Consider the following 23,988-nt stretch of genomic DNA (forward strand, 5'->3'; position numbering starts at 1 on the left):
TAATCGAGACGGTTTTCAAAAAAATATTAAATAATAATTATTTTACTAAGTTGATTTCAACTCTTCTGTTTTTAGCTCTACCACTTCTGGTATTATTAGAGGCAATAGGTTTTTCTTCACCGTAACCTTTAGATGATAGTCTAAATTCTTCAACACCATTATTCACTAAGTATTCTTTAACTGAAAGTGCACGTGCTTCAGAAAGTTTTTTATTATTTTTAGCAGAACCAACACTGTCAGTGTGTCCTTCAACTGTAAATTTAGCGTTAGGATATTCTTCTAAGATAGCTAAAATTGCTGTTAGAGCTTCTTCAGAATCTTTAGAGATAGATGATTTTCCAGTATCAAAGTTGATAGTTTTAGCATAATTATTAAGTTCATTTTGTACTTCTTCTGTTACTTCAGGGCAACCATAATTAGCTGCGATTCCAGCAACATTAGGACATTGGTCATCTTTGTCAAGAACACCATCGCCATCACTATCTGGCCAAGGACATCCACCGTTTGCAGATGGTCCAGCTTCATTAGGACAATCATCATCTTTGTTGGCTATACCGTCGTTGTCAGAATCTGGGCAACCGTTCATGGCTTCTGAACCAGCTTCGTTAGGGCATTCATCTTTAGTGTCGTCAATGCCATCACCGTCGGTATCTGCACAACCATTAAATTCTGGAAGACCAGGAGTATCAGGACATGAATCGTCTTTATCAGGGATGCCATCACTATCCGAGTCAGGGCAACCATTGAATTCTTCTAAGCCTGGAGTGTCTATACATTCATCATTTTTATCATAAACGCCATCGCCATCAGTATCTTTACCTCCAAAAGCGAACTTAACACCTGCTCTATGTTGGAAATAATCTAAATCACTATCTTCAAATGCAGTTTTGTAGTTAGTATCAATGGTGATAGCAAATTGATCAGTAAGCCAAAAATTGATACCCAAGTTAGCATTAAATGTGCCAGCACCTTGTTCGTCTAACCAGTAATAACCACCACCAACACCGAGAAATGGATCAAACCAATTAGCACCGTTAATGAGGTTTTTGAAATTATATTGTATGGTACCGTCAAGATTAACCCAACTTAAATCATCGGTATCGACTTCTCCTAGTCTATCAATTCTATTATAAGAGGCAGAGGCTTCAAAACTAAAACCTTCTCCTATGTATCGAGTAACACCTATACTTGATACTGCAGTAACATAATTCCAATTTTCTTCTTTAAAGAATAAATCGTCACCAAAATCTGGTGAGGATACAATTCCATCTGGAGTTACTACATCTGAACCGGTTGGGAAAAAATCTACTGCGTTAATACCGATAAATACAGCCCATGGATTATTTTCATCTTGTGCTTGTACTGAGGTCATTCCAAAAAATAATATTAGAAGGAATGCTAATTTGCTTAAATGTTTCATTTTATTTGAGTTTAGTTACTATTCAAAAGGGCAAATTTAATTTATTATAACTTATTAACAAACATAATAATATTTTTTTTCTTTAAAAAATTATATTAGCTTTAGTTTGTGTCCAACCTTTTTAAAGGCATCAATCGCAGAGTCGATATGTTTTTTGTCATGTGCAGCTGAAAGTTGCACTCTTATTCTTGCTTTACCTTTAGGGACTTCAGGGTAAAAGAAACCAATTACATATATGCCTTCATCAAGTAAGTCTGATGCCATTTGTTGTGCTAATTTGGCATCATACAACATTACAGGAACAATTGCTGAATCTCCATTTATTATATCAAAACCTGCTTTTTTAATTTTTTCTTTAAAATAGTTCGTGTTTTCTTCGAGTTTGTCTCTTAAACTATTATCGCGTTTGAGCAATTCAAATACTTTGATAGAAGCACCTACAATAGAAGGTGCTAATGAATTTGAGAACAAATAAGGTCTTGATCGTTGTCTTAATAGTTCTATTAAATCTTTTTGACCTGTGGTGTAGCCACCCATTGCACCACCAAGAGCTTTTCCTAATGTTCCTGTGATGATATCTACTCGACCTAAAACATCTTTTAGTTCAGGAGTCCCAATACCATTTTGACCTATAAAGCCAGTAGCATGGCATTCGTCAATCATAACTAAAGCTTCGTATTTATCGGCTAAGTCGCATATTTTATCTAATGGAGCCACAATGCCATCCATAGAAAAAACACCGTCGGTAACAATGAGTTTGTGTCTGGCTCCGTTTTTATCAGCTTCTTGTAATTGCTTTTCTAAATCTTTCATATCACCATTAGCATAACGATAGCGTGCTGCTTTGCATAACCTAACACCGTCAATTATTGAGGCATGATTAAGCGAGTCTGAAATGATTGCGTCTTCTTTGGTTAATAAGGGTTCAAAAACACCACCATTAGCATCAAAACATGCGGCGTAAAGTATAGTATCTTCTGTATTATAAAAATCGGCGATGGTATGTTCAAGCTTTTTGTGTATATCTTGTGTTCCGCAAATAAATCTAACGCTTGACATACCAAACCCATGAGTGTCTAAAGTTTCTTTAGCCGCTTGAATAACTTCTGGATGTGAGGACAAACCTAAATAGTTGTTGGCACAAAAGTTTAGAACTTTTTTTCCTGTATCTAAAGTTATCTCTGCACCTTGTGGTGAGGTTATGATACGCTCGGTTTTAAAAAGACCTTCTTCTTTTATACTTGAAATTTCGTTTTGTAGCTGGGTTTTGAGTTGATTTGAAAACATAAATATTTATTTTAGAGTGTTTTGATATAAAAATCTTTGCTAAGATACACCAAAATAGCTTCTTCTACATTGAAACCTAAGGCTTCTACTGCGTTTTTATAATTTGTTAATTGTTGTAGATGCGATGTTTCTTCTTTACCTGTTTTGTAGTCTATAATCACAGCCTTATTTTGATTTATGCATATTCTATCGGGTCTGAAAAGCAATCCGTTGAATGCTATTTCAGATTCGTTATAAATTGACCAGGGTTTTTTGTAATATTTTTTAAGCTGATTATGTTCGGTTAATTGTTTGATTAAGTTTATGGTTTTATTTTCAATTTTCAAATTGTTTATATCAGACGCATAATTTATATTTTGTAATACATCATGAATATCTTGACCAAAGGCAATTGCTTTAGACTTGTTGTTGTCTAAAATATTTTCAGCTAACAATTCTTGGTAAAAATCTTGTGCTTTGTAGGAGTGGAATTTATGTATTTTTAAATTGTTTGGTTTTTCTTCAAGGGCTTCTGTTTTAGAAATAATTTTTCCAAAAGTATATTGGTTTTGATCTTCTTTAAATAATTGTTGCTGTTTTAAAAAGCTACAAAGGATGTCTTTAAAAGATGTGTTTTTGCCTTTAATTGGTTCGCACAAAATGTAAAGTTGTTCTATTGCTCTTGTCATACATACATAAGCCGTGTTTATGTTGCTAAGTTCTTCTTTTCGGATATTTTCTTGATAGGCAAGGTTATAAGATGGACTTAAATCTTTGATGCTTTCAGAAATATTTTCATATACATACGGCACGCCATAGGCTTCTTCATCGAGATGAATCCAATCTTCGGTTTTGGTCAAATCGGCTAAGGTGAAATTGGCATGAGCGTATATTACTATGGGGAATTGTAATCCTTTGCTTTTATGGATGGTCATAATTTTTACCGCATCAGAGGTTTCTGAAGTAGAGATGCTTTTACGGGTTTTTTGGTCGTCCCAATAGTTTAGAAAATCTCCCATATTTTTTGATTGTTTTTTTGAAAAGTCAAAAATTTCATCCAAAAAAAACTGGAGATAGGCGTTGGTGTGTTTTTCTAAATAAAGCGTCCTCAATACATATTCGGCTTTGTCGTATAATGATAAACTATCATAGATGTTTTGGTTAAAATCTAGTTCAAAAGTTTTTAAATATTTTAATATATCTGTTTTTTTAAGATTTTTAGTGTTTGATAAAATGTGATGATGCAACTCAGGATTTACATTGATGTGTTTTATCCAACACATTGCAAAATCAATACTTGTGTTTTGATCGGGGTTTTCTAAAAAATTTAAAAACTGTGTGAGTAGTTGAACTTTAGCGTCTGATGCTATAAGAAGAGATTCTTGTGAGATAACATTGATCGGGTTTTCTAAAGCATTAAACGCTTCGGCTATTTGAGTGCCAAATTTCTTTTTTCTTACCAAAATACAGATGTCACTTAAGTTATAACCTTGGTTTTTTACAGAAGTGATGATTTGCTGGAGGATATTGATACGGTTTTCATTTTCTAAATCCTTGTTGTCTTGTTTGGGTAAGAAATGAATATCAACATAGCCATCAATGTTTTTTTGGGCGGTTTGTTTTGCATTTTTATACAAGTGTTTATGGTTTGAATCTGTGAGAAAATCAGCGGCATGATAAAAAAAATCGTTGTTAAATTCTACAATTGTTTTCGCACTTCTCCAATTGTCTTTTAAAACTTTTTTTTGGGGTTTAATATGAAAAGGATTGGATTGTGATAAGGATAAATTCAAAAACTGTTTTGGATCTCCGCCACGCCATTCATAAATAGATTGTTTAACATCGCCCACCAAATATAGACTTCCGAATTGGTCTTTGTTGTGTGATGAAGCCAAAGCATTATCTATAAGTGGAATTAGGTTTTGCCATTGCAGAGTAGAAGTGTCTTGAAATTCGTCAATAAAAAAATCTTTAAATTTTTCACCTAACCTTTCATAAATAAATGGTGCAGGTTGTTTTTTTATATGTTTGCTAATGATGCGGTTAAAATCATTGACAAATAAAATACCATTTTCTGCTTTGATTTGTTCGATATGAAGATTGACCTGACTTATCATTGACAAAGGCACAAATGATTTTAAAATTCTTTCAGTTAAAGTGTGTTTTATGCATAAGTCTTTTGAACGTAAAAATAAGTCTTCGATTTCTGGTCTAAAACTATCTATTTTCTCCTTTGTTGAAGCTGAAGTATTTTTATTGTAAAGTTCGGTTTCTTTAATATTATGCCATTTTGATTTAAACTGAGAAATAACTTCACCATTTGATAGTTTTTTAAAATAATTTGAAATATAATTTCCTTTAAAATCACTTGCATTAACATTATGATTTTCTATGAGTTGAAAAAAACATTTAGCTATATCTTTTAAGTGTTGCTCGCTATCTTGAAGCTGACTGACGAGTTTATTTTTTTGGGCTTTTAAATCTTTTAGGTCATATTTTTGGAGTTGATTTAGTGCGGTGTAATTGTTTTCATTTAATACTAATTCTGCATATTTTTTAAGGTCAAAACTGATGTCTCCACTTTTGTTTTGATTAATTTTATAATGGACAAATTCTACCAACCATTCAGTAAGTTGCTCATCTTTGCCCACATCTTCAATCAAATTTTTAACAGCTTGTTCAATATAAGGTTGGACATCTAAGTCAACATCAAAATTTTGATTCAAATTCAAATCTTGTGCAAAAGTTCTGATGATTCTATGATTGAAACTGTCAATAGTAGAAACTTCAAAGTTGGCATAATTGGGAATAAGATATTTTAAAATTCGTAAACTTTTTTTCTGAATGTCACTTTTAGATAAATGCGTTTCAGAAATCACATCGTGCAGTAAACTTTGATGAGGTTCTTTTGAGTCAAGTTTAGAAAAATAAATCAAAGCTCCGATAATTCGTTCTTTCATCTCAGCAGCAGCTTTGTTTGTAAAGGTAATAGCCAAGATGTTTTGAAAGGTAAAAACTTCATCTTGTTTAAAAAGTTTGCATAAATATTCACATGTTATTCTGTAAGTTTTACCTGAGCCTGCAGAAGCATCGTAAATAAAGAAATCTGAAGTTTTCAATTAAATGTTTTGAGTTCTAATTTAAATATTCTTTATGAATTGGTAAATCATTTATATAAAAAAATAAATATATTTTTGAACTGACAAGCTATCATCAAAATGGGTTTATGTGATTTTTTAAATTTTATCATTAAAACTCATTTTTTGATAAGAGAATTAAATTAAATTTGTGAAAAATAAAAATATGAAACCTCAAGTCTTATTATCAGTATTTATAATTTGTTTTATTTTTAGCTGTAAAGAGCATCAACCTAAAGAAGCTCAAGAGTTTAACAAAAAAATGGAACAAACCATAGCCATACACGACCAAGTTATGCCAAAGATGAGTGACATTAATCAATTACTCAATCAACTTGAAAACCAAATAGATAGCACAAATAGAGCACAAATCGAATCTGCAATGCAAAAGCTTCAAGACAGCCATGAAAGTATGATGAAATGGATGAAATCTTTTGGTGATGAATTTAGTAAAACCGAAATTAATCAAGGTATTCAAACAAAAAATGTTGATAGTTTACAGCTTAGGTTAAAGGCTTTAGAAAAGTATAATATAGAAGCAAAAAACTTGAAAAAACATATTTCTGAGGCTATTGAGAATGCAAATGCCTTAATAGAAAAAGAATCTTAGCTCTTATAAAATTATAGAAATCTATTGACAAATTATTCATAAACAATATCTAAAGGTATTCCGTTGGTAGCTTTTTTTTGTTAAAAATGCAGTTAAGCTTTCATCGTTTTTGAGCAATACAATTAAGTTTCGTCAAGCTTTACTTGATTCCATAAATAAATTAAAAATTCTGTAATATTATTTATTATTCCGTTTTTACAAGCGTTATAATTATGTAAAATTTCAAAACACAAATCACAAGTATTTACGATTTGCCAAATAATTACTTAAATTTGAAATAAAAATATGAAAAAGATATTTGTTTTAGGATTTTTAGCTTTGTTGGTGTCTTGCTCATCGACCAAAGTTTTTATGGATTATGATAAAGATGCAGATTTAAAAAGCTACAAAACATATAATTATTTTTTATCTGAAAACACAGGTTTGAGCGAATTAGACGAAAAACGTGTCATAGAAGCTATAGATTCTTTGTTGCCTCAAAAAGGTTATGCTAAAGAAACCATTCCAGATTTTAATGTGAATTTTTATGCAGAAATTTACGCGATCAACAGCCAAAGTAGTATTGGCGTTGGCATAGGTGGCGGTGGCGGTAGAGTAGGCGGTGGTGTTTCAGGAGGCATTCCTATCAACACCTCCAAAGATATGATAGCCTTGACAATCGAGTTTGTAGATGCTCTAAATAAAGAATTGTTTTGGCAAGCTGTTGTTGAAACTCGGGTTAAACCCAATCAAAATCCCAGAGAAAGGCAAGCTTTTTTTGGTATGATGGTTCAAAAAGCTTTGGAAAAATATCCGCCTGAACCCAAAACATCTAAAAGGAAGAAAAATAAAATTTAAAACGTCGATTTAAATTGTTTTAAAAATCGCAAATCATTTTCGTAAAACATACGGATATCACCAATTTGATAAAGTAGCATTGCTATGCGTTCAATGCCCATACCGAATGCAAAACCCGTGTATTCATTAGGATCTATTTTACAATTTTTAAGCACATTTGGGTCAACCATACCGCAACCCATAATCTCAAGCCAACCTGTGCCTTTTGTGATTCTGTAGTCTGTTTCGGTTTCTAAACCCCAATAAATATCGACTTCCGCACTGGGTTCTGTAAATGGAAAATACGATGGACGAAACCTGATTTTTGATTTGCCAAATAGTTGTGTAGTGAAGTAAATTAAAGTTTGCTTAAGGTCTTTAAAAGACACGCCTTTGTCAATATACAAACCTTCTACTTGATGAAAAATGCAATGAGAGCGTGCCGAGATATCTTCATTTCTGAATACACGTCCAGGTGAAATAGTGCGAATTGGCGGTTTGGTGTTTTCCATATAACGAACTTGGACGCTAGATGTATGTGTTCTTAACAACAAATCCTCAGGGTTTTGTTGTATAAAAAATGTGTCTTGCATATCTCTCGCCGGATGATGTTCAGGCAAATTGAGTGCTGTAAAGTTGTGCCAATCATCTTCTATTTCTGGACCTTCAGACACATTAAAACCGATATTTGAAAACACTTCTATAATTTGATTTTTGACAATAGAGATAGGGTGACGAGACCCAATTTCACTAGGTTCAGCGGGTCGAGTTAAATCGCCATAAAGGCTTTTTTCGTCATTTACTTTTGAGAGTTCAGCCTTGAGTTGTTCTACTTTTTGCGTTGCTGTTTGCTTGAGCTGATTGATAGTCTGACCAAATATTTTTTTATCCTCTGCAGGAACAGATTTAAACTCAGCAAAATATTGATTTAAAATGCCTTTTTTGCCTAAATATTTAATTCTAAAAGCTTCTACATCATCAAGGTTGTCTGCTACAAAATTCTCTACGGTTTTCAAGTGAGATTTTAACTCCTCTATCATAATAATTCAAATTTTCAAGATTGCAAATTTACAATTATAATTGTTCAAGCTTAGTCGATATAATTTTTTTCTACAAAATATTGCACAATAGCTTCTTTCATCAAAATGCTTTGTTCGCCAGCTTTGAGTGGTGGCAGTTGTTCTAAAACTTTATAATGTGGCCAACCGTCTTCATCGACAAAGTCAAACTCGTAATAGCCATAAGGTTCTAATAACCTACAAATGGCGATATGCATCAAATTGATTTTGTCGTCTTTTTTGTATTTGGTGTGTACATCTCCTTTTTCTTGAACACCGATTAAATATATAATAGCATCCAAATCCAATTCGTCACCTTCTACAAATTGGGTTGATAATTTTTTTGTCAACTCTTCCCATTGTGATTTCAGTTTCTCGTCTCTTGCCATTTTATAGATTTAATTAATTTTGCCTAAACTTTTTGGCATAATTGCAAATAGTTTTGGATGTAAATTCTTTTTCTTCGTTTACTTTTCCAATAAATTTAGCTTGGGTTTTAGACAAGATGATGTCTTCAGTTGTTTTGAGCATAGCCTAAATAATGATTTGATAAAATTCGATTTTAAAATTGTGTTCTTGTAGCTATCTAAAATTACCATTGATTTTTCTTTGTTCAAGCAGTTGAGATAGGTTTTTGGGTAGCATAAATTAAAATTTAATCTTTCTGATTGTTTGATTCTTCAGTTGATATTGTTTTGTTTTGATCTTCACTACTCAATTTGTGGGTTTTTTTATTGTATTGATCTTTCAAATCGTCAATATGTGTTTGATCGCAAAGTTTGTTTCCAGTAAAATATCCAGTTCTGCCAAGCAAATGACCACCAATGGGTGCAGTCAAAAAGATAAAAATTATAATAGCTAAAACACGTGTAGATATAGCTATATCATTAAAAAAAATAGCTGCTGCACCAATGAGCAATCCCACGCCAAGAGTTGCCGCTTTGGTGTTTACCGATATTCTTAAAAACGTATCAGGCATTCTGATGAGCCCTATTGCTGCAAGAAGGGCAAAAAGTGTTCCTAAACTTGAAAAAATAATAATTAACCACTCACTCATTTTTGTCTCTTTTTTCTAAATAATATGTAAAAGCCACTGTACTCAAAAAGGAAATTAAAGCTAAAATTAAGGCAATGTCTAAAAAATTAGGTTGATTGTTGATGATGCTGTAAACAGAAATGATTCCAATACCAATTGTTACGGTAAGGTCTAAAGCTATAATCCTATCGACAATACTTGGTCCTTTGAGGAAACGAATAAAAACCAGCACTATGGACACTGATAGTATTGGTAAAATAATATAATATAAAAAATCGTTTAAACTCATCGCGTTATTAATAAAATTCGTCTTTCAAATCCATTTTTGATATGATGTATAAATTCATCTTTATCCTTAACATACATAGAATGTACGTATAAAACTTTTCTGTCATCAGAGACATCTAAGCTCAAAGTTCCTGGTGTCAGTGTGATAAGGTTAGCCAGTAATGAAATCTCAAGATTGGTTTCAACATCTAAGGGGATTTTGATAATTCCTGGGGTTACGTAAAGATGTGGTGTCATCACTTCGTAAGCCACTTCAAGGTTAGCCAAAACCAATTCATAAACAAAATAAAAGAAAAATGCTATAATGCGAGGCAATATTTTGACATATTTAGTTTCGCCTACACTTGAGCCGATTAACCAAATTATCAAAAACCCAATAACAAATCCAAACGAAAAATTATAGGTGTTATAAGTTCCAGTCAAAAAGACCCAAATCAGCATCAATAATATGTTGGATAAAAATTGTGATCTCATAACTTAAGGTTTTAAAACCGCATCGATATAATTTTGTGAGTTATATAAATCTTCTGCTATTCTTTCAGATAAAGCCTGTATGTGTTCTGCACCAAAGCCAATATACAAAGAAAATATAGCTAAAATAACAATAGGCATTACAAATTGCCATTTCTGTATAGGATACAATTTATCAAAAAAGATAAATCGTTTACTGGCTTTAAACTCGGGTTGATTTTTCCAAAAGGCTTCAGCCCAAATTTTTGCTACAACCAAAAGGGTGATAAGGCTTCCTAAAATTAATGCTCCCAAATACCAATAATTTCCAGTGTTGTAGCTACTTAAAAACAAAGAAATTTTTGGCCAAAACCCAGATAATGGTGGAACTCCAACTAAAGAAAACAACACGATAATCATCAATAAACTTAGTTTGGGGTAACTTTTATACAAACCGCCAATCTTTTTCATATTTGTGGTAGCTTTAAGACGATATATTAGTCCACCTATCATAAATAAATTGGTTTTTACTATAATGTCGTGAATGAGATAAAAAATTACACCCGTTAAAGCCATGACATTAAAAATGCCTAATCCACCAATCATAAAACCGATATGGCAAATGATAAGAAATGAAAACACTTTTCTGATATTATTTTGGATAATAGCACCAAATGCACCACTTAAAATGGTCAATACAGCAAGTACCATCAAAAGGTTCATCAAAAAAGGATCGTGTGGAAAAATCAACGTCATCATCCGTATCAAAGCATAAACCCCAACTTTAGTCAAAAGTCCAGCAAAAATAGCAGACACAGCAGATGGTGGCGTATGATAAGATGCTGGCAACCAAAAGTTAAGCGGGAAAACTGCAGATTTTATAGCAAAAGCTGTTAAAAATAAAATAGCACAGACATCTACTATAATTTGATTATTTACGCTTTGTATTTTTACAGCAATATCGGCCATATTTAAAGTGCCTACAAGTCCATATATCACGCCTAGACCTGTTAAAAAGATAAGCGACCCAAAAAAGTTGAGTGTAAAATATTTTACGGCACCTTCTAATTGATTTTTTTCGCCACCAATACTGATTAAAACAAATGAGCTGATAATGATAATTTCAAACCACACATAAAGGTTAAACAGATCACCTGTTAAAAATGCACCATTTAAACCGAGAAGCAAAAAGTGATAAACACTGAAAAAACCAAATCTCAATCTGGCATTGATGATAGAAACTGTTGAAAAAATAGAAACCGTTAAACCTGCAATAGCTGTAAGCAAAATTAATGTTGCAGACAGCATATCGCCAACAAAAACGATACCATAAGGGGCATCCCAATTTCCAGCATTAACCACGTGAGTGCCGTTTTGCCATGTAAAAACAAATACTGCTATAGCCACACCAAAAGCTATAAAATTTCCAATGATAGTTACTATTTTTTGAACTTTCACTTTGCTCCAAAAAAACATCAGCACGATGCTAAAAAACAAATGAACTAATAGTGGATATGTTATGATGTTTTCGCTCATGAATCTTCGTCTAAGGTGTTTAGCATGTCAAGGTCATCGGTTTTTAAAACTTTATAGGCTCGTTTAACCAAAATAATCGCAAAAGCCTGTAAGCCAAAACTGATCACAATTGAAGTTAATATTAAAGCTTGTGGAATAGGGTCTGCATATAAATCGGCAAAATGTTTTAATTCTGGTGCAATTATAGGTGGTTTCCCTTTGGTAATTCTACCCAAAAGAAATATCAATAAATTTACGCCATTGCCAAAAAGTATGACACCAATGATGAGTTTGACAATACTTCGTCTCAAAATCATATAAGTGCCAGCGGCGTAAAGCACTCCAGTCATTATGGCTAATAGTATTTCCATAGGTTAAGCATTTTCAGATATGGTGAATATAATCGTAAGCGAGACACCTACAACAACAAAATATACGCCTGTGTCAAAAAATAGAGCAGAGCCTATTTTACCGATGACAGGAATATGTCCAGAAGCCCAAAGACCAGTCATTATAGGTAAATCCTGAAAAATAACTGGCGAAGCTGCACTTAAAAAGGAAATCAATAAGCCTAAAGGCATCAGAAATCCTGGGTGGATTCTTATAATTTTACGCGTGTTTTTAAGTCCATTTGCAAAAGCATCTAAAACAAACGCAATGGCAGCAATTAAACCACCAACAAAACCACCACCAGGTAAATAATGTCCGCGAAGTAAAATGAAAACCGAAAACAATAATAATACGGGTAAAAGTATATCTGAAGCTGTTTTAAGTATAAGTGTTTTCATATTATTCTATTTTTTGTCACGACTTTTTAATCTTAATTTTGTTAATCCAAAAACACCAATAGCCGCTACAATTAGAACGGTGATTTCTATCAAAGTATCACTGCCTCTAAAATCAACTAATATAACATTTACAACGTTTTTTCCTTTAGCTAAAACATAAGAATTCTCAGCATAAAAATTACTGATTTCTGAATTTTTAGGCTCACTGATTACTTTTAAAATCAAAAACGTAATCATCCCTCCAAAAATGGCGGATAAGATACCATGCTCAACACGCAAATAATTTTTTGAAAATTTAAGATACTTAGGAAGTTTATACAACACCAAAACAAATAAAATAACTGTTAAGGTATCTACTGAAAATTGTGTCATCGCCAAATCTGGTGCACTGTAAAACAAGTAGAGCAGACAAAAAGAAAACCCCGTAATTCCCATAGCAGCAACAGCGGCTAATCTTGATGGTGTAAAGACTATGAATAGAGTTGATAACAACATGATTATGATGATAACAATTTCATAAACCGTTAAATCAGCAAGCGAGTTATAGTCTATTCTTAAAACAGGGTCTTTCAGTAAAAGAAACCCGACCAATACAATTATAAAAGTTACATAAGTTGCCACATAATGTCTTAAATATCCATTTTGAAACAACATCGTCCAATATTTTGAAATGATTTTAAAAATAGTAACCACATAATCAGATATTGATTTTGGCGATAAGAACTCAAATTTTTCAGATAAAGCCTTGAGTTTATACGAAGGTTTTAATATCAAGAAAAGTATAAAACCCAATGCAATAGTTAGTGTTGATAGCCAAAATATTGTGTTAAACCCGTGCCATAATTTAAGATGCAAACCACTTTCGCCACGACTTAAAATTTCAGCTCCAGGCATAATCAAACTGTCGCCAAGTAAAAACGGAGCAAAGCCAAAAATCAAGCCGAGAACAACCATAAGCATTGGCGGTAGCCATAAGCGAATACTTGGCATGTGAAGATGTGGAAGCGTGTTTGGTTTTTGCCCTAAAAAGGGTTTGACCCCAACTAAAAATCCACCGTAAAATAGCAATATGTTTGTCACAATAGCAATGATAGTAAGCAACCAAGCATTGTTTTTAAAATGTAAAGTAGATTCATAAATCAAATCTTTTCCTACAAATCCAAGCGTAGGAATTACGCCTCCACTGATCAAAGCGGCAATAAATCCAGCAACGGCAATTGGCATTAAGCCGTGTTTTAAGCCCGAAAGTTTTGTGATATCTCTTGTGCCAGTTTCGTGGTCTATTATTCCTGTAATTAAAAACAAAGAAGCTTTATACAAAGCGTGAACCACAATAAATACCATAGCGGCAACTAAAGCTTCGTAACTTCCTAAACCTGTCAAAAAGGTCAGAATTCCTAAAGCACAAATGGTTGAATAGGCTAATATGGCTTTTAAATCTGTTCTAAACAACATTTGTATAGCGGAATATAACATAGTTATAGCACCAACAGTAATCAATGTTGTATTCCACAGAGAAGTTTCTCCTAAAATAGGGCTGAACCTTAATATAAGATAAATACCAGCTTTTACCATTGTTGCCGAGTGAAGATAGGTAGAAACTGGCGTAGGTGCTTGCATGGCTCCTGGTAACCAAAAATGAAAAGGAAACTGAGCCGATTTAGTAAAAGCTGCAAGAAAAATTAAAATCACAATGAATGCATAGCTACTACTCATGGCAATTTCATTACTCATAGAGAGCATTTCTGAAATGGTATAAGTTGAGGTAACTTGACCCAAAATAACAGCAGCTGCCAACAAAAATAAACCACCAACACCAGTGATGCCTAAGGCTAATAAAGCAGATTTTCTACAACTTTTGCTTTCGTTGCTAAAACCAATGAGAAAAAACGAGCTAATGCTGGTTAATTCCCAAAAAATAAACATAGTAATTAGATTGTCAGAAAGCACCAATCCCAACATTGCAGACATAAAAATACCGAGATAGGCATAAAATCGGTCTAAATACTGATGACCTTTTAAATACGATGACGTGTACCAAAACACCAAAGTCCCTATGCCAGAAATCATCAATACAAATAGTAATGATAAGCCATCAAGCATAAAACTCAAATCAACCTTGAAAGCTGGAATCCAGTTGTATGATATTTTTATGACTTGACCCTCAGAGATATCATCTATAAATCGACTAAAATAAATGAATGTCGTAAGCGGAATAAGTGTTGTAAGCCAAGCCCATCGACCTTTTATAAATTTATTTATAAAAATCATTGCTATTGATAGCAAAAAGCCAAGACAGACTATTAAAAGCATAAGGTAATCTTTGATTACAAATATATAAGTATTTTTAAAAGAAAATAAGACTTAAACAAATACTCTTTTTTAAAAACATTCAAAAATATATTAGTTTTGATAAGCTTTGGAACGATTTTAGATTATAAATTTGTTAAAAAACAACACTCATGAAACGACTTCTTTTTTTAATGGTTTTATCATTAATGGCTTGCGACAACGGTAAAGGCGTTTATATAGCTGACTCATCGGGTAATCTTAATTTGGTCAACATTGTTTCAGAAAATCAATTATGGGATGGTCAACTTGGTGAAGAAGTTAGAAATGTGATGGCAAAAGATGCTGAAGGATTGCCACAAAAGGAGCCTTTGTATAAGCTTAGACACATTCCTACAAATGCATTTACTGGCTTTGCAAAGAAAAATAGAACTTTTTTGAAATTTGAATTAGCAAAGCAAAATAATATCACTTTTGTAAAAGATAGCTTTGCAAGACCACAACTCGGTGTCTTTATTCGGGGTAAAAATAAAAATGAACTTGTAGATATTTTTAAAAACAATCAAGAAAAAATTTTAAATTCTATAAATAAAACTGAGATAGAGGAGAAATGGAGACGGATAAACAAATCTTTAGATAAAGACACTGAGATACAAAAGAGTTTAGGTGTTTCTATAAAATTTCCTACGGCTTATAGATATGCTAAAGAAAGTAATGACGATTTTGTATGGCTAAGAAAAGAGATAGATAGAGGAAGTATGGAAATTTTTATTTATCAAATTCCTATTTCAAGGATTGAAAACGACAATTCTGTAATTTCTAATATTGTTAAAATGCGTGACTCAATAGGCAAAGCCAATGTTCCTGGACCAAGACCAGACACCTATATGATTACTGAAGAAGCTTATATGCCTTATCTCTATGAAACCAAAATAGATGGAAAATTTGCTTACGAAACACGTGGCACTTGGGTTGTGAAAGGTGCTTTTATGGGCGGTCCATTTCTCAATTATGCTATTAGAGATGAAGCAAATGATAGATTTGTTGTAATAGAAGGGATTGTATATAAACCAACAGCAGAAAAAAGAAACAATATTTTTGAGATTGAAGCTATAGCAAAGTCTCTAAAGTTTTAAAATTAGAACTGATACCATTTTTTCTTGGAATTAGTATTTTCTGAATATCCGTAACCATAGCCATAATTGTAGTCATAGCTTTTGTCATAACTAATACCATTAATAACCAATGATAAATTTTTCAGTTTTTTCATCTTTTTCAATTCTTTAATATGATTAAGAATTTTAAGCTCAGTGTAACCTGTTCTTACTAAATATATAGTAATATCAGCTATATGAGATATGGTTTGAGTATCGGTAACAAGTAATGTTGGAGCAGTATCAATAACAATATAATCATATTCTGTTTCAACATTGTGAATCAAATCTTGAAATCGTCCATTGCTTAGCAATTCAGCTGGGTTTGGAGGTATTTCTCCAGAAAGTATAGTGTCAAAATTTATTTTATTATCAGTATTTAAAATAATCTCTTTATGATCTAAATCTGGGTTGACTAAATAGTTTGTTAATCCTAGGGTATTTTTATCAATTTTGAGATAGTTATGGAGTTGAGGATTTCTTAAATCACATCCTATAAGCAAGATTTTTTTGTTATTATTAGCTAAAATAGAAGCTGTGTTTATGGCAGTAAATGTTTTGCCTTCTCCTTTTGTGCTTGAAGTTGTAAAAATTACTGCAGCTGTATTTTTAGGCTTTTGACCTTGTAATAAATAGTTGATGTTGGTTCTTAAAATACGGAAAGCTTCTGCCACATCTGACTTATCTGAAAGTGTTATTATTTTTTCTTTATATTTTTTGTTAAGAGGTATTTCGCCTATTATTGGAAGTTTGAGTTGATTTTCAACTTGAGATTTATTTGAAATCCTGGTGTCTAATAAAAACTTAAGGTAAAGAAAGCCTATAGGAACAGAAAGACCAATGATCAGGCCTGCTAGATAAATTATTTTAGATTTTGGACTTATAGGGATTAAGTCGGAATGTGCATAATCTACTACTTTTGCTGTAGGTGCAGTGATTGCTGCAGATAGAGCAGCTTCTTCTTTTTTTTGTAGCAGAAAAATATAGAGTCGTTCTTTTACAATTTGTTGCCTTTCTATGGAACGAATCATTTTTTCGTTTTCAGGTATAGCACCAATGGTGTTACTGAATTTTTGCTCTCTGTTTGAGATATTTTTTATGCTAATTTCTAAACTTTTTACATAATTATCTAATGATGTATTGATGTTTTTAAACAACGAATCTAACTCTTCAGATAACACAATCAATAAAGGGCTTTGTGATGTTGATGAGGTGAGTAGCTTATTTCTCTCTTGAATTAACTCATTGTATTTATTGATTAGAGCATTGGTATTGTCGTTTTCTAAGCCAACATTAGCTGGTAATAATGTGTATTTAGATTTAGAGTTTATATCGTTTTTTATATACTTGGCAATTTCAATTTGATTTTGAAGCTTAGCATTATTCTGGTCTGCAGCTGAAAATGATTGAAAAACGAATTCGGCACCAGAATCTAAGTCAGCAATATTATTGTCTGATTTGTAATCAACAAGATTTGTCTCAACCGTATCAAGCTCATTGACTAAAACTTTCAATCTTTCGGTAATAAATTCTTCTGTCCTCAATGCAATATCTTTGTCATCATTGATGCCATCGTTATTAAATTTTTGTATCAAATCATCAAGAATAGCTTCGTTTTTTAAAGTGTTTTGTCCAGATATTTTTATTTCTAAAACTTCACTTCTTTCTCCAACAGGTTCAACTTTTATCTGTTGCAACAGCTGACTTATAATGTTTTGTTTTTTTATGTAAGTGAAATAAATTTTGTTTTCACCTTCTTTTTCATCTTTTTTATAGGTAGGGTTTTTGTGAAGTGCAAAATTGTAGCCGTCAATATTTATTTCTTCTCCATAGTTAAAGTTTTTATTGTAAGACTTATCCAACATGCTTATATTAAAAGATTGTTCGTCCAAACTTTTAAACACAAAAACATCAATTGGGTTTTCACGCAGGTTGAGTGTTTCAGAATTGAGCCAATTGACTTTAAATGGTATTTGATCACCAAAGATTTCTTCATCTTTAAACTTTTGACTGATATAACAATAGGTGGTAAGATTAAGATTATCTATTACCTTTTCTGTAATACGTCTTGATTTTAGGATTTGAATTTCATTTTCAAGATTTATTTTGCTCATGTCAAAAAGTGGCGAACTGCCTACTAATCCCGATAAGTCTAAACCGCTGTCTTTTTTCTTAAGAATTTTTATCTTAGCATTGGTTTGGTATATTTTAGATGAATATTTAACATAAATCACACAAATACTTATGGACAATATCAGGCAGAGTACAATCCACCTCCAATACCTTAAGTATTTGATTACTTCTTTTTTCAGGCTTTCGTTATCAAAACTTGAATCTGATATATTGTTTTCATTATTCATTAAATGGTTAGTTTTGTTGAATTTAACGAGTTATTATAACTATAGCCGACAAAACTATAGACGCCACTGATGTCAAGACACCTACATTTCCAATAAAACCAGCTGTTTTTACTTGTGGATTATTAGGCTCTACATAAATAACGTCGTTTTGTTTTATAAAGTAAAAGGGCGAATTCATCCAGTCTGATTTTGTTAAATCAATTCTTTTGGTAATTCTTTTGTCAGCTTCGCTTCGAATGATCATGATATTATCTCTTCTCCCTCTAATATTAAGATCGCCAGCCATATTCAGGGCTTGGAGTAATGTGAAATTTGGTTCTGAAATTTCATAGGTTCCAGGCTTATTAACTTCGCCACTGACTGTAAATTTAAAATTAATTATTCTTATTGAAACAAATGGGTCTTTGAGATAATTAGAAAGTTTGTTTTTTAGGAGTTTTTCTGCTTCTCTAGTAGTAAGACCATCAACCTTCACTTTATCTATTACAGGCAAATATATGTAGCCATTTTCATCTACTAAATATCCTTTTATTTTTAATAAATGCAGTTGCTGACTACCAGTACTTTGGTTGGCGTTGGCGTTTTTTAAAAAAGGGATTAAACTTTCTTGGTTAAGCGTTTTTAAATCTATATTCAGGATATCGCCAACTTGGATATAAATTTTTGGCTTAATTTGAGATATGTTTTGCAACTCGGTTTTGTCAATATCTTGATAGTATATAATATCCTTTTTGTTAGCACAACTGATTAGTAATATGCTACAAATAAAACTAGCAATAATTTTTTTCATAGTGGCAAAGATAATTTTTTTGTCTATAATTGGATATTTTTTTTTAACTTTGTTCAATAACCAATCTTTCTTAGCTTTACATTTTGATATTAGTCCTTAAACTTAAAAAGTTAATATTTTCAAAAGTAAAAAAACTATCTAGGTATCATCTCCCAAGAAGTTTTATTTTATTTATTGATGTATCTCTCTGTTTAATTGCTTTATTTTTTGCATTCATCCTCATAGACTCTACAGTCGGGCATACTTATTTAGAAAAATACTATATTTTTCGTTTTGTATTAATATTTTTTATTCAGTTTTTCTCTATCCTGATTTTTAAATCATATCTAGGAATTGTTAGATATACCACTTTAAAAGATGCTTTTAAACAAATACAATCTATACTATTTACAGTCGTTTCAATTTTTGCTCTAAATTTTATTTGTGATAGGATTGGTCAAAACAGGATATTTCCTAACTCTGGGGCAATTATATATGGGTTTATAGCCTTTAGTTTTTTGTTTTTGTATAGGATAACCGTCAAACAAATATTTCAAGCCATACACAAAAACAGTACTAATAAATATGTTTATATATTAGGTGTAAATTTAACAGATGTTGCTATTGCTGAAAGTATCAATAGTGATTCGCAAACAGAATATAAATTAGCAGGATTTATTTCTGATAGTAAAAAACTTAAAAAGAAAAGAATTTTAGACCTTCCAATTTTAAATATCAATGAAATTGAAGCATCTAATAATAGAAACACAATTGTTATTAATAGTGAAAAATTAAAAAGGCTATCCCAAAACAATTCTGAAATCTTAAGCACGCTACTCAATAAAAACTTTAGTATATACAAACTACCTGAGATAGAAAACTGGGATGAAGCCTCGATTTTATCAAATATTAAAAAAGTAAAATTAGAAGACTTACTTCAACGCAATCCTATAAAACTCAACAAGACAAAACTTCATAAAATATACAATAATAAAACAATTCTAGTTACAGGAGCAGCAGGCTCAATAGGAAGTGATATTGTGAAACAACTGACAGGCTTTAATCCAAAAAAAATTATTTTGTTAGATCAAGCCGAAACGCCTTTACACTTTATAGGATTATGTATGGATAAAGACTATCCCAATATAGCTTATGAAAAAATTATAGCTGATGTTACCAATCTTAAAAGACTAGAATATATTTTTGAAACATTTTTGCCAGATATTGTTTTTCACGGTGCCGCATACAAACACGTTCCTATGATGGAATGCAATCCGATTGAAGCTTTAGATGTTAACTTTAGAGGAACTAAAAACTTGGTCAATTTATCTCACAAATTCAAAGTTGATAGGTTTGTGTTTGTCTCTACGGATAAAGCTGTAAACCCTACAAATATTATGGGAGCTTCTAAACGATGTGCAGAAATTTACGTTCAATCTATTTCGAGAAAAGCTTCTAACCAAACCACTTTTATAATGACCCGTTTTGGTAATGTTTTGGGTTCTAATGGCTCGGTAATTCCTCATTTTAAAAGACAAATAGAGCATAATGGTCCAGTAACCGTAACTCATCCAGAGATTACAAGATATTTTATGACCATTGATGAAGCCTGTCAACTGGTATTAGAAGCTGGAGGAATGGGCAAAGGTGGAGAAATATTTGTTTTTGATATGGGAAAACCTGTAAAAATTCTTGACCTTGCCCATAACATGATAAGATTATCAGGATTTATACCTAATATTGATATTCCAATAGAATTTACAGGCTTAAGACCTGGTGAAAAACTCTATGAAGAACTTTTGGCTGACAAAGAAAATACCCAACCTACACATCACCAAAAAATTATGATTGCCAAAGCAACTTATGATTTTGACAATAGTAAAATTAAACTTCTCGACGACTTAGATGAGTTTATTAAAAACAACAATCAAAACAAAAGTCTTAAAGCTTTAAAAATGTTGGTGCCAGAATTTCAAAGCAAAACTTTGTTAGAGCAACTTAAAGAAAGTGCTGAAGAAATTTCCTGAAAATAAATTGTAATCTTAACCATCTATTATACGACTTAGCTTATGTTTTAACAATGTATAGCTTACAATTTTTATTAAAGTCATACCTTTGCAAACTTAATTTAATCAAGTTTTAAAGACTTTTGAATATGAACTATTTTGTTATAGGTCTTTATGCGTTTTGTCTCTTTGTGATATTTATATATAGTTTGGCTCAACTCAATCTATTGATAAATTATCTTAAAGCTAAAAAGAACATTTCTACCGCTCCAAAATTTGATTTTAGAAATCAAGATGAAATTCCATTTGTAACTGTCCAGTTGCCACTATACAATGAACTTTATGTCGTTGATAGACTGCTTGATAATATTTCAAAATTAGATTACCCAAAACACAAGCTTGAAATTCAAGTTTTAGATGATTCTACAGATCAATCTATTGAAACAACAGCTCAAAAAGTAAAAGCACTACAAAAACAAGGTTTGCTTATCCATCACATAAAAAGAGAAAAGAGAGAAGGCTTTAAAGCTGGTGCATTAAAAGAAGGGCTTAAAATAGCTAAAGGTCAATATATTGCGGTATTCGACTCTGATTTTATGCCTAAAAAAGACTGGCTGCTAAAAACTTTACCTTATTTTAAAGATGAAAAGATTGGTGTGGTTCAAACCCGCTGGAGCCACATCAATAGAAACTATTCTCTTTTGACTAAAATTCAAGCTTTTGCACTTGATTTTCACTTTATTTTAGAACAAGTAGGACGAAATTTTGGACAACATTTTATCAACTTTAATGGAACAGCTGGCGTGTGGAGAAAAGAATGTATTATTGATGCTGGCAATTGGCAAGGCGATACCCTGACAGAAGATTTAGATTTAAGTTACAGAGCCCAATTAAAAAATTGGAAATTTAAATACTTAGAAGAAGTAGAAACACCTGCCGAATTACCTATAATTATGAGTGCAGCAAGGTCTCAACAATTTAGGTGGAACAAAGGTGCAGCTGAAAATTTTAAAAAATTTAAATGGAGATTACTCAAAGAAAAATCCATTTCAAAGCATACTAAATTCCATGGTATTTTGCATTTATTGAATTCAAGTATGTTTATCATTGTGCTTTTAACGGCTTTGTTAAGTGTTCCTGTTTTGTATATCAAAAAAAATCAACCAGAGTTGTATTGGGTTTTTCATATCTTGGCATTTTTTGCAGTAAGTACAGTCATATTTTTTTCTTGCTACTGGCAATCCTATACCAGAATACACGGTGGTGGAATTAAAAATTTTTTTAAATTCTTCTATATGTTTATTGTGTTTTTTTCAATAGCTATGGGTTTTTCTCTACACAATACACTTGCTGTTTTAGAGGGTCATTTTGGAAAAAAATCTTCATTTATACGCACTCCAAAATTTAATATTAATAAAGTTAAAAACTCTTGGAAAAACAATATTTACATTAATAGGGAGCCACCATATAGCGTTTTTATTGAGTTTATTCTATGTGTATATTTTGGTTTTGCCATTTTTAGTGCTTTTTATACGCAAGATTTTGGACTTATTATATTTCATTTAATGCTTTTCTTTGGTTTTGGTTTTGTGTCATTAAAATCATTAGCTTAAACTTTTTAAAAAACAAGCTGATGCAATTTAAATTGAGTAATTCAACTTTTATTTATAAACATAATGTTTTGTTATACGCATTATTAGGTTGTTTTGCTTATGGCTATATTTCATATTTTTTGGTAAGATCAGAGTTTTATCAGCTTGTTGTTTTAGTTGCACTTTTGTTTTTTATTAGCTATATTTTAATCGCAAAAAGTCAATTAAAATTTGAGCAACTTTTTTTTCTATCAATTATTTATAGACTCATATTTTTGTTTTCTATACCCAATTTATCTCAGGATTTTTTTAGATTTTTTTGGGACGGTCAATTAACTCTACAAGGCATCAATCCTTATGTAGAAAATGTGCTTTATTATTTTTCAACAAATCGTATAGAACACATAAATCAAGCTGATATTCTTCGCCAAGGTATGGGCGAGTTAAATGCTGGTCACTTTTCTAATTATCCGCCTTTAAGTCAATATATCTATGCCGTTTGTGCTTGGTTTGCTAAAAGTTCAATATTAGGATTTATAATTTCAATCCGGTTAGTTTTAATCAGCTTTGACCTACTATTTATAAAATATGCAAGCAAATTGTTGCAAAGATTTAAACTCGATCCTAGAAAATTATTTTGGTATATATTAAATCCTTTGTGCATTATAGAAATCACAGGAAATTTACACTTAGAAGGGGTTATGATTTCCTTTTTTTTGATAGCTTTCTATTATTTTTTGAAACACAAAACTATTTTAAGTGCTTTGTTTTTAAGCTTATCCATTTCCACAAAATTGCTTAGTCTTGTGTTTTTACCTATCCTATTAAAGTATTATTCTAAAAAATTTAAACCTTTAAAAGCCATTAAAAAAATAGTTTATTTTGTTTTTTTTACAATTGTATTTCTCGTCATGCAGTTTGCTTTTTTTTATGAAGACAAATTCTTTAATAACTTTTTAGAGACTATTGGTTTATGGTTTGGTAAGTTTGAATTTAATGCGAGTATTTTTTATTTAATAAGATGGATAGGCTATCAGTTAGTAGGTTGGAATATTATTCAGACTTATGGTTGGATTATGCCGATTGTGAGTGTTTTAATTTTTGTGTTAATCATTTATAAACAACAATCAAAACCTGCTAAAATGCTTGAAACCTTTATGTGGATGTTGACAGTTTACTTTCTACTTTCAACCACAGTACATCCGTGGTATATTTTGTTTCCACTTGCTCTAAGCGTTTTTACCAAATATTCGTTTGTTTACCTATGGTCTTTTTTGGTCTTTTTGAGTTATTTTGCATACAAAACTACTGAAGTTACCGAATCTATGGGCTTGCTAACACTTCAATATGCTATTCTTGTTGCTTATATGCTATTTGAAATTTCATCAAAACGAAATGCTAATACACCTAAATTAGAAGCTTAAAAAAACTTTA

Annotated in this window: 21 protein-coding genes; 6 read left to right on the forward strand and 15 right to left on the reverse strand. The window is 31.6% G+C overall.

The genetic code is table 11. The features are described 5' to 3' along the window. Window positions 1-37: 37 nt before the first annotated feature. The 3 genes from ACSSV5_RS02410 to ACSSV5_RS02420 all read right to left on the reverse strand — a co-directional run bounded on the left by ACSSV5_RS02410 (window position 38) and on the right by ACSSV5_RS02420 (window position 5,805). Window positions 38-1,420 (reverse strand): OmpA family protein, encoded by a 1,383-nt coding sequence (locus ACSSV5_RS02410; RefSeq protein ID WP_454244616.1) that lies wholly within the window; start codon window positions 1,418-1,420, stop codon window positions 38-40. 90 nt (window positions 1,421-1,510) lie between these two features. Then, window positions 1,511-2,707: a glycine C-acetyltransferase gene (gene kbl / locus ACSSV5_RS02415; RefSeq protein WP_454244617.1), complete on the reverse strand. Its 1,197-nt coding sequence runs from the start codon at window positions 2,705-2,707 to the stop codon at window positions 1,511-1,513. A gap of 11 nt (window positions 2,708-2,718) precedes the next feature. Continuing rightward, the gene (locus ACSSV5_RS02420; RefSeq protein ID WP_454244618.1) at window positions 2,719-5,805 is read right to left on the reverse strand and encodes a UvrD-helicase domain-containing protein; all 3,087 of its coding nucleotides are present in this window, start codon (window positions 5,803-5,805) and stop codon (window positions 2,719-2,721) included. A gap of 184 nt (window positions 5,806-5,989) precedes the next feature. Between ACSSV5_RS02420 and ACSSV5_RS02425 the strand changes: the two genes are divergently transcribed. Together ACSSV5_RS02425 and ACSSV5_RS02430 are read left to right on the forward strand one after the other, a co-directional pair. Continuing rightward, window positions 5,990-6,433: a hypothetical protein gene (locus ACSSV5_RS02425; RefSeq protein ID WP_454244619.1), complete on the forward strand. Its 444-nt coding sequence runs from the start codon at window positions 5,990-5,992 to the stop codon at window positions 6,431-6,433. A gap of 285 nt (window positions 6,434-6,718) precedes the next feature. Beyond that, window positions 6,719-7,270: a DUF4136 domain-containing protein gene (locus ACSSV5_RS02430; protein ID WP_211064700.1), complete on the forward strand. Its 552-nt coding sequence runs from the start codon at window positions 6,719-6,721 to the stop codon at window positions 7,268-7,270. On the opposite strand, the gene pheS is transcribed toward ACSSV5_RS02430, so the two are convergent. The 10 genes from pheS to ACSSV5_RS02480 form a co-directional block, all read right to left on the reverse strand. After that, complete coding sequence (gene pheS, locus ACSSV5_RS02435) at window positions 7,267-8,289, reverse strand: phenylalanine--tRNA ligase subunit alpha (RefSeq protein WP_454244620.1); 1,023 nt, start codon at window positions 8,287-8,289, stop codon at window positions 7,267-7,269. The genes ACSSV5_RS02430 and pheS overlap by 4 nt on opposite strands. 50 nt (window positions 8,290-8,339) lie before the next feature. Next, window positions 8,340-8,696, reverse strand: coding sequence for a hypothetical protein (locus ACSSV5_RS02440; protein WP_454244621.1), 357 nt, complete (start codon window positions 8,694-8,696; stop codon window positions 8,340-8,342). Between the two features lie 13 nt (window positions 8,697-8,709). Continuing rightward, window positions 8,710-8,838, reverse strand: a complete 129-nt coding sequence (locus tag ACSSV5_RS02445; protein WP_454244622.1) for a hypothetical protein — start codon at window positions 8,836-8,838, stop codon at window positions 8,710-8,712. 124 nt (window positions 8,839-8,962) lie between these two features. Next, complete coding sequence (gene mnhG / locus ACSSV5_RS02450; protein ID WP_454244623.1) at window positions 8,963-9,364, reverse strand: monovalent cation/H(+) antiporter subunit G; 402 nt, start codon at window positions 9,362-9,364, stop codon at window positions 8,963-8,965. After that, window positions 9,357-9,632: a cation:proton antiporter gene (locus ACSSV5_RS02455; protein ID WP_211064697.1), complete on the reverse strand. Its 276-nt coding sequence runs from the start codon at window positions 9,630-9,632 to the stop codon at window positions 9,357-9,359. The genes mnhG and ACSSV5_RS02455 overlap by 8 nt, the downstream gene beginning before the upstream one ends. Then, window positions 9,629-10,105: a Na+/H+ antiporter subunit E gene (locus tag ACSSV5_RS02460; protein ID WP_454244624.1), complete on the reverse strand. Its 477-nt coding sequence runs from the start codon at window positions 10,103-10,105 to the stop codon at window positions 9,629-9,631. The genes ACSSV5_RS02455 and ACSSV5_RS02460 overlap by 4 nt, the downstream gene beginning before the upstream one ends. 3 nt (window positions 10,106-10,108) lie before the next feature. After that, complete coding sequence (locus ACSSV5_RS02465) at window positions 10,109-11,617, reverse strand: proton-conducting transporter transmembrane domain-containing protein (protein ID WP_454244625.1); 1,509 nt, start codon at window positions 11,615-11,617, stop codon at window positions 10,109-10,111. Further along, window positions 11,614-11,967, reverse strand: a complete 354-nt coding sequence (locus tag ACSSV5_RS02470; RefSeq protein ID WP_211064694.1) for a Na+/H+ antiporter subunit C — start codon at window positions 11,965-11,967, stop codon at window positions 11,614-11,616. The genes ACSSV5_RS02465 and ACSSV5_RS02470 overlap by 4 nt, the downstream gene beginning before the upstream one ends. 3 nt (window positions 11,968-11,970) lie before the next feature. Next, on the reverse strand, window positions 11,971-12,384 hold the full coding sequence (locus ACSSV5_RS02475; RefSeq protein ID WP_454244626.1) for a Na+/H+ antiporter subunit B: 414 nt from the start codon (window positions 12,382-12,384) through the stop codon (window positions 11,971-11,973). Between the two features lie 6 nt (window positions 12,385-12,390). Beyond that, window positions 12,391-14,697, reverse strand: coding sequence for a putative monovalent cation/H+ antiporter subunit A (locus tag ACSSV5_RS02480; protein ID WP_454244627.1), 2,307 nt, complete (start codon window positions 14,695-14,697; stop codon window positions 12,391-12,393). A 149-nt stretch (window positions 14,698-14,846) separates the two neighbouring features. Here ACSSV5_RS02480 and ACSSV5_RS02485 point away from each other — a divergent pair, with 149 nt between their 5' ends. After that, window positions 14,847-15,809 (forward strand): DUF4837 family protein, encoded by a 963-nt coding sequence (locus ACSSV5_RS02485; RefSeq protein ID WP_454244628.1) that lies wholly within the window; start codon window positions 14,847-14,849, stop codon window positions 15,807-15,809. 2 nt (window positions 15,810-15,811) lie between these two features. Here ACSSV5_RS02485 and ACSSV5_RS02490 read toward each other — a convergent pair whose 3' ends face one another. Together ACSSV5_RS02490 and ACSSV5_RS02495 are read right to left on the reverse strand one after the other, a co-directional pair. Beyond that, a complete protein-coding gene (locus tag ACSSV5_RS02490; protein WP_454244629.1) occupies window positions 15,812-18,187 on the reverse strand; it encodes a GumC family protein in 2,376 nt (791 codons plus the stop codon). Window positions 18,188-18,209: 22 nt separating this feature from the next. Continuing rightward, window positions 18,210-18,977 carry a polysaccharide biosynthesis/export family protein gene (locus ACSSV5_RS02495; RefSeq protein ID WP_211064689.1) on the reverse strand — a complete coding sequence of 256 codons (768 nt, stop codon included), beginning with the start codon at window positions 18,975-18,977 and terminating at the stop codon, window positions 18,210-18,212. 503 nt (window positions 18,978-19,480) lie between these two features. On the opposite strand from ACSSV5_RS02495, the gene ACSSV5_RS02500 reads away from it, so the two are divergent. From ACSSV5_RS02500 to mptB, 3 genes are all read left to right on the forward strand, one after another. Further along, the gene (locus tag ACSSV5_RS02500) at window positions 19,481-20,983 is read left to right on the forward strand and encodes a polysaccharide biosynthesis protein (protein ID WP_454244630.1); all 1,503 of its coding nucleotides are present in this window, start codon (window positions 19,481-19,483) and stop codon (window positions 20,981-20,983) included. 128 nt (window positions 20,984-21,111) lie between these two features. After that, window positions 21,112-22,575: a cellulose synthase family protein gene (locus tag ACSSV5_RS02505; RefSeq protein ID WP_454244631.1), complete on the forward strand. Its 1,464-nt coding sequence runs from the start codon at window positions 21,112-21,114 to the stop codon at window positions 22,573-22,575. Between the two features lie 68 nt (window positions 22,576-22,643). Next, the gene (gene mptB / locus ACSSV5_RS02510) at window positions 22,644-23,978 is read left to right on the forward strand and encodes a polyprenol phosphomannose-dependent alpha 1,6 mannosyltransferase MptB (RefSeq protein ID WP_454244632.1); all 1,335 of its coding nucleotides are present in this window, start codon (window positions 22,644-22,646) and stop codon (window positions 23,976-23,978) included. The last annotated feature ends 10 nt before the right edge of the window (window positions 23,979-23,988 follow it).

The sequence above is a fragment of the Psychroflexus sp. MBR-150 genome (genome assembly GCF_053628795.1).